At 60.7% G+C, this 15,273-nt stretch carries 13 protein-coding genes; 5 read left to right on the top strand and 8 right to left on the bottom strand.

The features are described 5' to 3' along the window. Positions 1 to 122: 122 nt before the first annotated feature. Entirely contained in the window at positions 123 to 887 is a 765-nt protein-coding gene (locus LAT62_RS00935) for an alpha/beta hydrolase (RefSeq protein WP_293377512.1), read from the top strand. Here the strand turns inward: LAT62_RS00935 and LAT62_RS00930 are convergent, their stop codons facing one another. From LAT62_RS00930 to LAT62_RS00920, 3 genes are read right to left on the bottom strand one after another with little or no spacing between them, the layout of a single operon-like run. Further along, positions 888 to 1,481, bottom strand: a complete 594-nt coding sequence (locus LAT62_RS00930; RefSeq protein ID WP_293377509.1) for a DUF3105 domain-containing protein — start codon at positions 1,479 to 1,481, stop codon at positions 888 to 890. It lies immediately after the preceding gene. 58 nt (positions 1,482 to 1,539) lie between these two features. After that, positions 1,540 to 2,379 (bottom strand): alpha/beta hydrolase, encoded by an 840-nt coding sequence (locus LAT62_RS00925; RefSeq protein WP_293377866.1) that lies wholly within the window; start codon positions 2,377 to 2,379, stop codon positions 1,540 to 1,542. Positions 2,380 to 2,398: 19 nt separating this feature from the next. After that, positions 2,399 to 2,743: a hypothetical protein gene (locus LAT62_RS00920; RefSeq protein ID WP_293377506.1), complete on the bottom strand. Its 345-nt coding sequence runs from the start codon at positions 2,741 to 2,743 to the stop codon at positions 2,399 to 2,401. 188 nt (positions 2,744 to 2,931) lie between these two features. Between LAT62_RS00920 and LAT62_RS00915 the strand changes: the two genes are divergently transcribed. The 3 genes from LAT62_RS00915 to LAT62_RS00905 are packed head-to-tail and all read left to right on the top strand — an operon-like array spanning position 2,932 to position 5,639. Next, positions 2,932 to 4,035, top strand: a complete 1,104-nt coding sequence (locus LAT62_RS00915) for an alcohol dehydrogenase family protein (RefSeq protein WP_293377503.1) — start codon at positions 2,932 to 2,934, stop codon at positions 4,033 to 4,035. Next, positions 4,028 to 5,101, top strand: coding sequence for a proline racemase family protein (locus LAT62_RS00910; RefSeq protein ID WP_293377500.1), 1,074 nt, complete (start codon positions 4,028 to 4,030; stop codon positions 5,099 to 5,101). Before LAT62_RS00915 ends, LAT62_RS00910 begins: the two co-directional genes overlap by 8 nt. Before the next feature lie 4 nt (positions 5,102 to 5,105). After that, positions 5,106 to 5,639, top strand: a complete 534-nt coding sequence (locus LAT62_RS00905; RefSeq protein WP_293377497.1) for a TIGR02281 family clan AA aspartic protease — start codon at positions 5,106 to 5,108, stop codon at positions 5,637 to 5,639. A gap of 233 nt (positions 5,640 to 5,872) precedes the next feature. On the opposite strand, the gene LAT62_RS00900 is transcribed toward LAT62_RS00905, so the two are convergent. From LAT62_RS00900 to purL, 3 genes are read right to left on the bottom strand one after another with little or no spacing between them, the layout of a single operon-like run. Next, positions 5,873 to 6,862 carry a tRNA-dihydrouridine synthase gene (locus LAT62_RS00900; protein ID WP_293377494.1) on the bottom strand — a complete coding sequence of 330 codons (990 nt, stop codon included), beginning with the start codon at positions 6,860 to 6,862 and terminating at the stop codon, positions 5,873 to 5,875. Further along, positions 6,843 to 7,190 (bottom strand): hypothetical protein, encoded by a 348-nt coding sequence (locus tag LAT62_RS00895; RefSeq protein ID WP_293377491.1) that lies wholly within the window; start codon positions 7,188 to 7,190, stop codon positions 6,843 to 6,845. The genes LAT62_RS00900 and LAT62_RS00895 overlap by 20 nt, the downstream gene beginning before the upstream one ends. Before the next feature lie 4 nt (positions 7,191 to 7,194). Then, positions 7,195 to 11,157, bottom strand: coding sequence for a phosphoribosylformylglycinamidine synthase (purL, locus tag LAT62_RS00890; RefSeq protein WP_293377488.1), 3,963 nt, complete (start codon positions 11,155 to 11,157; stop codon positions 7,195 to 7,197). Between the two features lie 122 nt (positions 11,158 to 11,279). On the opposite strand from purL, the gene mltF reads away from it, so the two are divergent. Next, complete coding sequence (mltF, locus tag LAT62_RS00885) at positions 11,280 to 12,731, top strand: membrane-bound lytic murein transglycosylase MltF (protein WP_293377485.1); 1,452 nt, start codon at positions 11,280 to 11,282, stop codon at positions 12,729 to 12,731. Positions 12,732 to 12,733: 2 nt separating this feature from the next. On the opposite strand, the gene LAT62_RS00880 is transcribed toward mltF, so the two are convergent. Continuing rightward, on the bottom strand, positions 12,734 to 13,672 hold the full coding sequence (locus LAT62_RS00880; RefSeq protein WP_293377482.1) for a trypsin-like serine protease: 939 nt from the start codon (positions 13,670 to 13,672) through the stop codon (positions 12,734 to 12,736). A 112-nt stretch (positions 13,673 to 13,784) separates the two neighbouring features. After that, positions 13,785 to 15,014, bottom strand: a complete 1,230-nt coding sequence (locus LAT62_RS00875; RefSeq protein ID WP_293377479.1) for an argininosuccinate synthase — start codon at positions 15,012 to 15,014, stop codon at positions 13,785 to 13,787. Positions 15,015 to 15,273 lie beyond the last annotated feature (259 nt).

The raw sequence follows: 15,273 nt of genomic DNA, 5'->3' as shown, positions 1-15,273 counted from the left end.
TCTTGCCAATGCTTTCCGCCCTGATACTGCTCGTTGGCTGTGCTCAGCACGTCAATAAGGGGGAAGCAGAAAATACATCAGGCCCACCGGCGACACTGCCAGCCGTACCGGTGGAAGAGGCCATGCAGTTCAGCCCGGAAGATTGGCCACAGGCACTTTTTGCCGACCTTTACCGACCCGAACCAGCCGATGATCCTGATGCGCTAATGCCTGCGTTGCTGCTGGTTCATGGGGGTGGCTGGGAAGGCCGGTCCCGCAATGACATGAACCGGACAGCGCGCCTGTTCTCGGCAGCGGGCTATGTGGTGATGAATATCGATTATCGCTTCGCCCCGAGGCACCCCTACCCTGAGCCGGTCCGGGACATACAGTTGGCTATGCGCTGGCTACAGGACCATGCGGACGACCTGTCAATCGACAGCGACCGTATCGGCATGATGGGGTTTTCGTCCGGTGCTCACCTGGTGAGTCTTGCAGCGTTGGTCGCCGGCACCGACTCGGTTCTGGACACGCCGCACGGGGGCAGTGAGCTTCGTCCTGCAGCCGTGGTGGCAGGTGGCACGCCCAGTGATCTGCGCAAATTCAGTGAGGGGCGGCTGGTAGAACAGTTTTTGGGTGGTACCCTGGAGCAGATGCCCGAGCGCTATGCCGAGGCCTCGCCGGTGGTCCATGTGCATGGCAATGCGCCGCCGTTCTTTCACTTTCACGGCACATGGGACCGACTGGTTCCGCCGGATCACAGTGCCGATTTCCATCACGACCTGCAGCAGGCCGGTGTACACAGTGAACTGTATCGGATGCGCCTGCGCGGCCATGCTACCAGTCTGGTGTTCAGTGGCGACGCTACCCGCGCCGCCATCGACTTCATGAACCGGCAGCTCTATTGATCAGCGTACCGGGTTTTCCGGGCCGCGACCGCGGAAGGCCTCGATAAAGGCGGCCATGGGTGCGGCGTCAAATTCGTCGAGGCGCATTCGATGGTCCCAAGCGGTCAGTACCACACCGCGCCCCAGCCCTTCCTCCGGGGTGGCGATCACTGCTGACCAGGCGCCGGTGTAAAAGCCAGTCCATTCACGCAAACGGGCTTCATCTTCTTCGCTCAATTCATCGTAGTACACGACGATGTTGCCATGCTCTATGGCATGCACGAGCGCTTCATTGGGCTGTGGCGTTTCATAGTGTCCGGGCCGGGTTGGCGATGGCCAGTGCGGGCCGGAGGTTGGAAAACGGCTTTCATACGGCACACGTGTACCTGCAGGCACATGGTTGGCGCCCTGGTTTTCCGGCGTCTCCACCTGAGCCATGGCCACCTGTCCTTCTTCGACCAGTTGCTCCCAGCTATCGGGCTCACTGGGGAAAAACAGAATAAAAGCCGCCACAACAGCAACCACAGCAACGACACCGCCGCCAATCAGAATGGTGCGCTTCTTTCGCTGCTGCTCTCGTTGCTGCTTGAGTTGGCGGTTTCTTTCCTGCCCCATCTATTTAATCCTCTGAATGACCTGTTGATTTCAAGGAGCCTCTGACCTCTATCAGAGCTCAAGGTTCCCGGATACGCGTCAGCCAGTCATCCAGACCTTGTCTATAGACCGATCCCGAAGTCATGAAGCCCGTATTGTGGTCTCCGCTGATCTCGAGAAAATCGACCGACGAGGCTGCACCCTCATTGGCAGCCTGATAGACAGCCTCACCATGGCTGAACGGCACTATGTCGTCCTGTGTGCTGTGGACGACCAGAACCGGAGCATGAAGCTGTTGTACGTACTCTTCCGTCGCATAGTCATAGCGGGCCAGCGTGCGCACGGGTAAAAAGGGATATATACGAGCGGCCATATCCGGCACTGACGTAAATGCTGATTCCAGGATAACGCCACCGGGAGACGACTCCTCTCCCAAATCAGCACCCAGCCAGGCCGCCACCGCAGCGCCCAGAGACCGTCCGAACAGGGTGATTTCCGAACTGTCCAATCCCTGCTCCTCCTGTAACCACTGCCAGGCGGTCCGAGCGTCTTCATACAGACCCTCTTCACTCGGACTGCCGGTACTCTGGCCGTAACCCCGGTAGTCGATGATCAACACCTGCTGGCCGAGATCGTGGAATATGCGCAGGGAATCCAGCCGGTGCGAGATATTGCCCGCATTGCCATGGAAAAACAACACAGTGCCACGCGGCGAATCATGGGGCAGCCACCAGGCATGCAGCGTTTCACCATCAGCGGTGTGCAATTCCAAGTCGTCATAGGCAAGGCCGATATCCTGCGGGCTGCGCCCCAGATCGCCGCTGGGCAGGTGCAAGAGATTGCCCTGGAATACCCACATGGTGCCCACAATCAGACCATAGGCAGCCAAAATGGTGATCAGGGCAGACTTGAGCATCATCACGGTAGGTCCTCCCCGGTCACGACCGGGACATTGAACGCCTGGCTTCCTGCCGGAGTACTTCACTGAGGCCTTTTTGCAGCAGGCCCCGATACAATGTCCGGTAAATCAATGAAGCCACTCCGATGCCGGCAGCAAGGCAGGCGAACCCCCACATGGGATTCTGCAGGCGCAACTGCCACCAGCCACCAATGGTAATGACAAAGCCCACGGCCAGACCTGCCAACAGATAGAGCGCCACCTGCCCGGTGCGCCGCTGGTTGACAAACACTTCATAGCGCGCCTGTTCGAGCAATACATCCTGTTCAGCGCGCGAGCGATCCCGGATTTCGTGAAAGCGACCAATAAAGCTTTTGATAGACACCTCCGAAAGCATTTCAGGGGGTCAATGATGCCAGAAGGCGACTCAAGACGCACCCGCACACCCTTCCCGGGAAGCCGGGCATGCAAAGCACAGAAAAGTCTTGAACCGCACAGCGATCGGCACTAGTTTCTAAAGTCATCCGGAGCGAAAAAGCACCCATCAAGAGGGGCGAAAAAGAGGGCCTGACGATGATTCCAGACACCATGAAAGCCGTGCAACTGGTCGGCCACGGGGGCCTTGACAAGCTGGTCTACCGGAAGGACGTGCCGGTTCCCCGGCCGGCAGCGGGAGAGGTACTGATCCGGGTCAGTGCCTGTGGCATGAACAACACCGATGTCTGGGTTCGCGAAGGCGCCTATGGCAGCGATACCGATCCCACCGCCGTGTCCACCTGGCGACGGGGCCGCTCAACGCTTGAATTCCCGCGCATCCAAGGCACCGACACCGTGGGTGAGATCATCGCCGTGGGCGACGGCGTGCCGGAAAGCCGCGTCGGTGAGCGGGTGATTGTCGATTTCAGTATCTACAACCGACCGGAAGGTGATGACAGTCTGGCCGATATCGACTATATCGGCCACGGTCGGGACGGCGGCTACGCCGAATACACCGCCGTGCCGGCAGAAAACGCCTATCACGTGACCAGTGAGATCAGCGATGCCGAGCTGGCCACCTTCTGCTGTGCCTACCTGACCGCAGAGCAGATGCTGGAGCGCTCGCGACTCACCGAAGGGGAGCGGGTGCTGGTTACCGGTGCCTCCGGGGGGGTGGGTTCGGCCATCATTCAACTGGCCCGGGTGCGCGGCGCCATTCCCTATGCCGTGACCAGCAAGGGCAAGGAACAGGCTCTGAAGGACATTGGCGCAGAAGAAGTGGTGCTGCGTGACGAGCCTGACCTGGTCAGCGCCGTCGAGCGCATGGTCAACGGCCAACCCGTCGATGTAGTGGCCGATCTGGTGGCCGGCTCCCTGTTCAATGATCTGCTGCGCATCCTGAAGCCGGAAGGCCGCTACAGCACTGCAGGGGCCATCGGCGGTGCCGTAGTCGATCTGGACCTGCGCACCATGTATCTGAAACAGTTGGAACTGCATGGCTCGTCACAAGGCACCCGGACTTCATTCCGGCGCCTGGTGGACTATATTCAACAGGGGCGCATCAGGCCTCTGCTGGATCGGACATTCAAGTTGTCCGACTTCCACCGGGCTCAGGAGACCTTCATGAGCAAGCGTTATATCGGCAAACTGGTCGTGGTACCGGACAGCCAATGGGAAGAAAAAGGGGCGCCCCATGCCTGAACGCACCGGGCGCATGCGCTCGCTTGAGCTGATTGATACCCAGTCCGGTGGTGATGTCAGTCGCATCGTCATCGACGGCATAGGGCCCCTTCCGGGCACCAGTGTGCTGGAGAAGATGCGTTATTTGCAGGATCATGGCGACGGCCTGCGTCGCCTGCTGCTGTCGGAGCCCTATGGTGATCCGGCCATGTCGGTCGACCTGATCGTCGAACCTTCGCATCCGGAAGCCCAAGCGGGCTATATCATCATGGAGGCCATGGGTTATCCGCTCTACTCTGGCTCCAATACTATCTGCACGGCAACCGCCGTGCTTGAAAGTGGCATTGTGCCCATTCAGGACGGCGAGCAAGATCTGGTGCTGGAATCCCCGGCCGGCCTGGCCCGCATCAAGGCCTTCAATCGCAACGGCCGGGTAGAGTCGATCACCACCCAGGGCGAGCCGGCCTATGTGGCCGCGCGAGACCTCAGCATCACGGTGCCGAACTACGGTGTGGTGCGCTATGACCTGGTTTGGAGCGGCGCCTTTTTTGCGCTGGTGGATGCCACCGCACTCGGTTTCGACATAGTGGCCGAGGAGCAGATCGCGCTGGCCGCGTTCGGCGATGCCTTTGTGCGCGCCGTGCGCCCCGAGTTTCGACAGATTCACCCGGATCTCGGTGATTGCGGCCCGCTGCCCTTTGCGCATTTCACCAGCCCGGTGCACGAGATCGAGCCCGGTGGCTACGAGTCCCGCTCGGCCACCTATGTGCACCCGGGTGTGATCTGCCGCAGCCCGACCGGCACGGGCACGTCCGCGCGTCTGGCTTTGATGTACGAGAAAGGAGACATTCGCGACGGGGAGTATCTGGAGACCATTTCACCGCGCAACAGCCGGTTTCGCGGTACCGTTATCGGCGAAGCCACTGTGGGCAGTCACCGTGCGCTGGACAGTCATATTACGGGCCGCGCCTGGACACTCGCCCATTCTACCGTGTCGGTGGATCTGGACGACCCGCTGGTCGACATCTCCGATCTAGCGCATCTGCTGCCCAGCGATGCACCCCATTTCAAGCGCAGTGGAGCCTGATCTCATGAACGGCCCGGCGAACAGCAATCCCAACCCGACCCGCCGCGTCGGATGGGTTATGGGGCTGCTGGCCTGGTTTGCTTTTGCCGGCCTGATGGTGCTCGCCTTTCAGGAGCAACTGGACAACCTGCTCAATCCGAATCGCCAGATCGAATCCGTGCATACGGCGGAGGCCATCGAGATCACGCTGCAGCCGTCACGGGGCGGGCATTATCTGCTGAATGGCACCATCAATGGTCAGTCGGTGACTTTCATGCTGGATACCGGCGCCACCCAGGTGGCCATACCGGCCAGCATCGCTGAGGATCTCGGGTTGCAGCGGGGCAACCCGGTTCAGGTGCGAACGGCCAACGGGATAGTGACAGCCTACCAGACCGAGCTGAACACGGTGGGTTTGGGTGATATCGAGCTGGATGGCGTGGCGGCGCAGATACTACCAGGCTATGACAGCGACGCCATCCTGCTCGGCATGAGCGCCCTGGACAGACTCGACTGGCGCCGCGAGGGGCAGGAACTGACCTTGCGTTTTCGGAGATGAGCCTCCGTTGTAGGCTGTCAGCAGGGCAAGTTGGCGATCAGGCGCCAGGCGACTCTTATCGCGCCACCCCTACTAAGGGGGCCTTCCGGCCCCAAGCGCGGCCAAGGCGCGCGCCTACAGGGCGGCACTTTTGTAGGCGCTGGCTTGCCTGCGCTCGGCGGCGATAGCCGCCCATTGAAATTAGCCTCCGATGGTGCGGTTGCCGGACGCCTGATCCCTAACTTACCGCGTTTTCAAGCGGCACATATCGAACGGCGCCTGCCCGCACACAACTGCTCCTGCATCTCGGCTGCGGTGCGCACCCGCTTGACCCGCTCGAAACAGTCGCGGGCTTCGGGATAGGCCCGCTCGAGGTACTTCAACCACTGCTTGGTTCTGCTTGGCATATAGCGCTCGCGCCCGGCTTCGATATCCATGCTGCCCAGCTCAATAACCGCCTCCAGCGTCCGCGACCAGCTCCAGGGAGTGTCGCCCCGGGCAATTACCGCCGCCAGATTGGGCAAAGCCAGCGCCCCGCGCCCCAGCATCACATCCGCTACCCCGCTTTCAGCGCGACAGCGGTCATAATCCGCGCGTGACCAGACCTCGCCATTGGCCACCACAGGTACCCCGCGGGTGCTGGCTATCTCCGCCACCCGGCCGATCTGGTCCCAGTAGGCCGGCGGCTTGTAGCCATCCACCTTGGTGCGGGCATGCACCACAATCTCGGCGGCTCCGGCGTCCAGCAGTGCCCGGGTGTTGTCGACCAGACGGGCCCGATCTTCAAACCCCAGACGCATCTTGGCGGTTACAGGATGTCGCCCCGGCACGGCATCACGCACCGCACGGACTACCCTATAGAGCGTCTCCGGCTCGGTCAGCAGAATAGCACCACCCCGGCTCTTGTTGACCGTGCGCGCCGGACAGCCGAAATTGATATCCACACCTGGGGAGCCCAGCTCAACCGCCCGCGCGGCATTGGCCGCCATGGCCTCCGGGTTGTTACCCAGCAGTTGCAGTCGCACCGGCGTGCCGGCCGGGGTGCGAGCAGCCTGTTGCAGTTCGGGACAGAGACGAAGGAACACGCGGGGTGGCAGCAGCTCATCAACCACACGCAGAAACTCGGTGACACAGAGATCGAAGCCGCCATTGCGGGTAATCAGGTCGCGCATGGTGGCATCCATGACGCCCTCCATGGGTGCCAGCAGCAGACGACCGTTTGGCTCAGAATTCCTTGTGATCATACTGCTTCAGTTGCTCGATCACCTTGGCCAACTCTTCTCGGCCCTGGCGACTGAGCAACTGCCCTCGGATCTGCCGGCTGTAGCGATCATCCAGATATTCACAGCGCAGTCGCAGTTCATCCAGATAGTCGTCGTGACGAATCGGTACGGACAAAAAAGTGCGCCATTCGATATCATTGGCCTCGCCTCGCTCTACCCGCTCCAGCAGCTCCAACATGCTCTCGCGGCTGGTGCGGTAGATGGGATTGCGTTCGATACGGGCAAAGAACCAGATAAAGCCGCCAAACGCCATCAACACCACGATGAGAATAACCAGCGTGGCCAGCATGATCTTAAGCCTCCGAGGCGGTCGCGACGCCCTGTTGCTCTGCCACCCACAGGCGCGCATTGCGGAACATGCGCATCCAGGCGCCGTCTTCGCCCCATTCATCCGGTGCCCAGGAATTGGTTACCGTGCGGAACACCCGCTCCGGGTGCGGCATCATGATGGTAACCCGGCCATCGGCAGAACACAGGCCGGTAATCCCGAGCGGTGACCCGTTGGGATTACAGGGATAGGTCTCTGTGGTCTTGCCATAGTTGTCGACATAACGCAGCGCCACCAGCCCGGATTCCAGCGCTTTTTCAGCACTCTGCTCAGCCCTGAACTCGGCGCGCCCTTCCCCGTGCGCTACAGCGATCGGCAGGCGGGAGCCGGCCATGTCTCGCAGCAACACGGACGGGCTCTCGTCCACCCGCACCAGACAGGCCCGGGCTTCGAACTGCTCACTCTCGTTGCGCACAAAGTGTGGCCAGTGATCGGTACCGGGGATCAGCTCACGCAGGTTGGAGAGCATCTGGCACCCATTGCAGACCCCCAGGGCAAAGCTGTCCGGCCGCGCAAAGAAGGCCTTGAACGCTTCACGGGCCCGCTCATTGAATAGGATGGATTTGGCCCAGCCTTCACCGGCCCCCAGCACGTCGCCATAGGAGAAGCCACCACAGGCTACCAGGCCGCTGAAGGACTGCAGGTCGACACGACCGGCCAGGATGTCGCTCATATGCACATCCACTGGCGCAAAACCGGCACGTTCGAAAGCGGCGGCCATTTCCACCTGCCCGTTGACACCCTGCTCGCGCAGGATGGCAACACGTGGGCTTGGCCCGGTCGGATCCAGATCGTCGAGCGGATTTTCCTCCGGGTCGAAGGTCAGGCTGGCGTGCAGGCCCGGGTTGGCGGCATCCAACAGGTTGTCATACTCCTGTTTGGCACAGGCTGGATTGTCACGCTCCGCCTGCAGACGATAGCTGGTCTCCCACCACCAGCGCAGATACTGGGTGCGGGAGTTGGCCAGCACCTCTTCGCCCGCGGCAAAGAAGCGAATCTGGTCGTCTTCATTCGGTGTTCCGATGCGACAGATCATGTCACCCAGACCCCAGCGATTGAGCTCGGTTTCCACGTCTTCCAGATCAGCCTGCCGAACCTGCAGCACCGCACCGGGTTCTTCGCTGAACAGCACACCGGTCAGTCCGGTGCTGCTGTATTGGGCCCGCTGCACAGCCGCATCCAGGTTGACATCAATACCAGTGCGACCGGCAAACGCCATTTCCACCAGGGTGGCAAACAGGCCGCCATCCGAGCGGTCGTGATAGGCCTGTACCAGGCCCTTCGCCAGCAGGCTCTGCATAGCGCCAAAGAACACCTTGAGGTCTTCTGCATAGTCCACATCGGCCGGGGTATGGCCTACCTTGCGGTAGACCTGCGCCAGAGCGCTGCCACCCAGACGATTGCGACCATGGCCGAGGTCAATCAGCAGCAGTTCACTGTCGCCCTGATCGAGACGCAGTTGCGGGGTCACGGTCTGGCGCACATCGGTCACCGGGGCGAACCCAGTCATGATCAGGGAGACCGGTGACACTGCCTTTTTGGTGCCGCTGCTGTCTTCCCACTGGGTGCGCATCGACATGGAGTCCTTGCCCACAGGAATGGTGATGCCCAGCGCCGGGCAGAACTCCATGCCCACGGCCTGCACTGTGTCGTACAGGGCCTGATCTTCACCCGGGTGTCCGGCGGCAGCCATCCAGTTGGCGCTCATGCGGATATCGGACAGGTTCTCGATGCGGGTACTGGCCAGGTTCGTAATCACCTCAGCCACGGCCAGACGACCGGCAGCCGGCGGGTCAATGACCGCAACCGGGGTGCGTTCGCCCATCGCCATGGCCTCGCCGGTATAGCCCTGGTAACCGGTGGTAGTCACAGCCGCATCGGCGACCGGAATCTGCCAGGGCCCGACCATCTGGTCGCGCACCACAGTGCCGGTGATCGAGCGATCACCAATGGTAATCAGAAAGCTTTTGCCGGCGACTGCTGGCAGCTTGAGCACCCGCTCTGCAGCTTCTGCCAGATCCACGGTCGGCTTGAACTTCTGCTGCGGACGTTCCTGACGCTGGAAACTGCGCTTCATCTTGGGCGGCTTGCCCAGCAGGACATTCAGCGGCATCTCGACCGGGTTGTTGGCAAAGAGCTCGTCGTGCACCACCAGCGTACCGTCATCACGGGTTTCCCCGACCACCGCGTAGGGGCATCGTTCGCGGCGGCACAGGGCAGCAAAGTCATCCAGTCGATCCGGGCTGACGGCCAGCACATAGCGTTCCTGCGATTCGTTGGACCAGATCGCCAGCGGCGACATGCCCGGTTCGTCATTGGGGATGGCACGCAGATCAATGCGCGCGCCCTGACCCCCGTCATTGACCAGCTCTGGCAAGGCGTTGGACAGGCCACCAGCACCGACATCATGTATGAACAGGATCGGATTCTGCTCGCCCAACTGCCAGCAGCGGTCGATCACTTCCTGACAGCGGCGCTCCATTTCCGGGTTGCCCCGCTGCACGGAGGCGAAGTCCAGGCTTTCCGAGCCCTCGCCGGAGGCCATGGAAGAAGCCGCACCACCGCCGAGGCCGATCTGCATGGCAGGCCCGCCGAGCACGATCAACTGTGCCTTTTCCGGCAGGGCATCCCAGGCTTTGTCGACATGATCTGCGCGAATATTGCCGTAACCACCCGCAATCATGATGGGCTTGTGATAGCCCCAGAGCTGATCGCCGATGACTGACGGTGCACTGACTTCAAAGGTGCGGAAGTAGCCGGTCAGGTTCGGACGGCCGAATTCGTTGTTGAAGGAGGCGCCACCGATGGGGCCCTCCAGCATGATATTGAGTGGAGATTCCATGCGGGTCGGACGACCATATTGGCCCTCCCAGGGCTGCACAAAACCAGGGATACGCAGATTGCTGACGGTAAAACCGGTCAGGCCGGCTTTCGGCTTGGAACCCTGTCCGGTGGCGCCTTCATCGCGAATCTCACCACCGGCGCCGGTCGCCGCCCCCGGAAACGGCGATATGGCCGTCGGGTGGTTGTGGGTCTCCACCTTCATCAGGATATGGACAGTCTCGTCATGGTAGCCATAGGCCTGAGTGACCGGGTCGGGATAAAAACGCCCGGCGCGAAACCCCGCCATGACGGCGGCATTGTCCTTGTAGGCCGAAAGGACGCCTGCCGAGTTGCACTCATAGGTGTACTTGATCATGCGGAACAGAGAATGGGGCTGAGCCTCGCCGTTGACCTCCCAGTCTGCATTGAAAATCTTGTGCCGGCAGTGCTCCGAGTTGGCCTGCGCAAACATCATCAGCTCGACATCGGTCGGGTTGCGCTTCAGGCGGTGGAAGTTCTCTACCAGATAGTCGATTTCATCATCGGCGAGTGCCAGACCCAAAGTGGTATTGGCAGACGCAAGCGCTTCGCGTCCGCCACCCAAAATATCGACATCGGTCAGGGGTGCGGGCTCGGTGCGGGCAAACAGCAGCTCGGCGTCTTCCACCTGCGGCAACACGGCTTCCACCATGCGGTCATGCAAGAGGCTGCCCAGCTTCTGCCGCTGCTCGTCGTTAAGCGCTTTGGGGCCAGCCACATGGTAAACAATGCCCCGTTCAATTCGCTGGATTTTGCTCAAGCCGCAGTTGTGCGCGATGTCAGTTGCCTTGGACGACCAGGGCGAAATAGTGCCCGGCCTGGGCACCACCACAAATACTTCCGTAGACGCCTTGGCAGCCTCATTTGCCGGTTCTGCAGCGGGGCCATAGTCCAGCAGACGTTCCAGCACCGTGTGTTCAGATTCCGTCAATGGCTCGTCTGTGCGTAAAAAATGTGCATAATCGGCAGACACTGAAGTGATCTCCGGCAGCACCCCCTGCAATATCGACAGCAGTTTTTGGCGGCGGAATGACGAGAGGGCTTGCGCCCCGCGAAGAACCTGCATGATCTGGAAGCCTCTGTAGCTTTTGGGTGTCGCGTTAAACGTGCAACGCTCCCAAGGACTTTTTGGGTAGCTTTCTGAGCGCCGGTATCATACTCAATCAGCCCGGGATTTTCATTGTTCGCATGCATATTTTGGCTCGACAGCGACTACTGAAGCGCACCATCATCTGGGCGTGCGTCGGTTTAATCACCGTTACGGTGTTCCTGTTCGGCTTTTCCCGCATTGGTCACATGGACACCATTGAGCGCGCCGGCGAACTGCGGGTGGTGATTGCCAATGACCCGCGGCACTTCAATGCTCATGGTGACACGCTGGAGATGACCCTGGCGAGGAAATTCACCGATCACCTGGGCCTGGAACTCAGATTCCACACGGTTGACTCTCAAGAGGAACTGCGCCGGGCCCTGCGCCTCGGCCTGGCCGATATGGCGGTGGGTGGCATAGTTGTCCCGGACCTCGGTCAGGGTCCGCCGGACATGGTGTATTCACGGCCCTACATGGATGTGCTGCAGCAGGTCGTCTACAAAAGCAACAGTTTACAGGTGGTTGATGAACTCCCGGCGCTGCAGGGTGCGGTACGCGCCAATACCGCTCAGTACCGGGCGCTGCGTACACTGGCCATAGAACAGCCACTGGATATTCAGGTGGTAAACGGCACCACAGAGGCCGTTCTGAAGGCACTCGGCAATGGCGAAGCCGACTATGCCGTGATCGACTCCAATGACCATGCCTACTACCGGCCCTTCTATCCTTCCCTGCGCCACGCCTTTGATATTTCGGCGCCTCAGCCGGTTGCCTGGAAATTCTATGCCAACAAGGATGGCAGTCTGCGCGCTGCTGCCAACAATTTCCTCGATCACGTGGAGGCCACGGGTCAACTGGAAATCGTCCTTGATCAGCACCTCGGCCATCTGCGCGAGTTCGACTATGTCGGCGTCAGACGTTTTGAGCGGCATGTGAACACCCGGCTGCCCCCACTGCGCGACTTTTTTGAAGCCGGAGCCGAAGAGACCGGCCTGGACTGGCGACTGCTCGCCGCAGTCGGTTATCAGGAATCTCACTGGCGAGCCGATGCGGTATCTCCCACCGGGGTGCGTGGCGTCATGATGCTGACCCTGCGCACGTCCGGCGAGCTGGGTGTGACCAACCGGCTTGATCCCGAGCAGAGCGTCAGAGGCGGCGCCCGTTATCTGGCCGGCCTCTATGGGCGCGTACCCGACAATATCGAAGATCCGGATCGACTGTGGTTTGCCCTGGCCGCCTACAATGTCGGCATGGGCCATGTCATGGACGCGCGGCGCATTGCTGCAGCGGTGGACGAAGAGGCGGATTACTGGACCGATCTGAGAGAGTACCTGCCGCTACTGCGCGACCCGGACTACTATCGCTTTACCCGGTATGGCTTCGCCCGGGGAGATGAGCCTGTAGTCTATGTGCAGAACATCCGACGCTACTATGATCTGTTGCGCTGGATGTTCCCCACGGAAGACGAAGCTGAATTACTGTTGCCCGGGCTGGAACCGGACAACCCGGGCATCGTATTGCCGCCCCTGCTGCAATTGCACGGCCCCTGAGTTCAGTCGCGCAGCCGGCGGCGCAAGGCGATGCCACCCGGCGCCAGCAACAACAGGCCCAACAGTGACATGGCGCCGCTGGATTCATTGACCCGCCGGGACAGGACCGTATCCTGCAGCACGAACAGACCTAGGTCGAGATCCCCGGCCCAACTGCGCACCCGAGAGACACGGGTATAGCCGCCGGGCTGATTATCCGAAGCACACTGCTGCGGGCCAAAGCTGGTAATGCCGACCAGCACCGGCACGCCGTCATCGAAATAGACCAGAGGGCCGCCACTGTCGCCCTGACAGGTATCCTGGCCGTCATCGGTGCTGCCGGCGAAAACCACCCACTCTTCGAGCAGATCCCAGATTGAGCTGCTGTCATAGCTTTGGCGGTTGTCCATGCGCAAGGTGACGGTCTGCAACACATCGGCCGGCGACCCGTTGTTTTCGGTCAGACCCCAGCCGTAGGCCACCACATCGGAACGATTCTGCTCCAGCGAATTGGTCAGTGCCGAGTTGGCCATCGATATGGGCTGGGCGCCAGATGGAGCTTCCTCCAGGTAGATCAGCGCCGCATCCCGTGTGGGGTTCGAGGAAAACCTGGAGTTGTCGTATTCCGGGAAAATATCGAACCAGGACGCATCGATCAGATCCTCGGACGTCAGGTTGTTCAGGTCACCGTCCGGCACATTGAAGGCCAGGCGTACCGAGGTGGCTTTTTCATTGCTCGAGTTGTAGAGGCAATGCGCGGCGGTCAGCGCCACTCGATCAGCAATATAGCTGGCACCGCATTGCTGCAATCCTCCATTGGAGAACTCGACAAGCATGAAGGCCAGGTAAGGCGGCGGGTCGGTCTCATCCTCGCCACCGATGATCTTGGGTTCCAGCAGGTAGAAACCGGAGAGCAGTATCCAAAAAGCCGGGATACACAACAGCAGGCCGATTCGTTTCATAGACGGGCTGATCCTCTAGTCAAGGGCCGAACACCAATCCGAACGGCCTGCCTTTCCTTTTGCAAAGATTCTAGCGCACCGGGATAACCCGCGTCACCTCAGCACCTTGCACTTACTTCAAGCGCAGCGGGCTCCGGCCCTTGCTGGCGGCGATGCGCAGGCGCAGGGCGTTAAGCTTGATGAAGCCTTCGGCGTCTTTCTGGTCGTAGGCGCCGGCATCGTCTTCGAAGGTGGCGATGCTTTCATCAAACAGGCTGTCGTCGGAGCGGCGGCCCGCAACGATAACATTGCCCTTGTAGAGCTTGAGGCGCACGTCGCCGTTCACGGTCTGCTGCGAGGCGTCGATCATTTCCTGCAGCATCAGGCGCTCGGGGCTCCACCAGTAGCCGTTGTAGATGACTTCGGCATACTTGGGCATCAACTGGTCTTTCAGGTGCGCGGCTTCGCGGTCCAGCGTCAGGGATTCGATGGCGCGATGCGCCCGCAGCATGATGGTGCCGCCGGGGGTTTCGTAGCAGCCGCGTGATTTCATGCCGACATAGCGGTTTTCGACGATGTCCAGCCGGCCGATGCCGTGCTTGCCGCCCACCTGGTTCAGGTAGGTCAGCACTTCGGCGGGGGACATCTTCTTGCCGTCGATGGCGACGATATCGCCTTTCTCGTAGGTCAGTTCGATGTACTCGGGCTGATCCGGTGCGGCTTCGGGGCTGACCGACCAACGCCACATGTCTTCTTCGGCTTCTGCCCAGGGGTCTTCCAGAATGCCGCCTTCATAGGAGATGTGCAGCAGGTTGGCGTCCATCGAGTAGGGGGACTTCTTGCCCTGCTTGTTGAAGTCGACCGGTATGTCGTGCTGCTCGCAGTAGGCCATCAGCTTTTCGCGGCTGGTCAGGTCCCATTCGCGCCAGGGGGCGATTACCTTGACGCCAGGCTTGAGTGCATAGGCGCCCAGTTCAAAGCGCACCTGGTCGTTGCCCTTGCCGGTGGCACCGTGCGAAATGGCATCGGCGCCGGTTTCATTGGCAATCTCGATCAGGCGCTTGGCAATCAGCGGACGGGCAATGGAGGTGCCGAGCAGGTATTCGCCTTCATAGATGGTGTTGGCGCGAAACATGGGGAATACATAGTCGCGCACGAATTCTTCGCGCAGGTCTTCGATATAGATTTCCTTGATGCCCAGCGCCTTGGCCTTGGCGCGCGCGGGCTCCACTTCTTCGCCCTGCCCCAGGTCCGCGGTGAAGGTGACAACCTCACAGTCATAGGTTTCCTGAATCCATTTGGCGATGACTGAGGTGTCCAGGCCTCCTGAGTAGGCGAGTACAACCTTCTTGATATCGGACATGCGCGGGGCTCCTGCTGCTCAATTGCTCAATGATTAGACGCGTTATTGTACGGAGCCGCCCGCAGCAACTCAACGGATGGTTTGTTTGGGCGTGCGCCTGCAAATGCTTCCTGAGGGTTGAGTGCTGATTGGACCGTCACCAAGCTTGCGTCTGGCTGGAAGCAAAGCCACCTCTGCGGGGTACCCTGACTGGGCGGCTGTCGTCGCCGGTCGCTCCTGCGCATCCATGCGCCCGCGACATTAGTGCATCCTTGCACGT

The organism is Natronospirillum sp., assembly GCF_022565775.1.
Taxonomy (GTDB): Bacteria; Pseudomonadota; Gammaproteobacteria; order Pseudomonadales; family Natronospirillaceae; genus Natronospirillum.
This window is presented reverse-complemented; position numbering and strand designations above follow the sequence as displayed.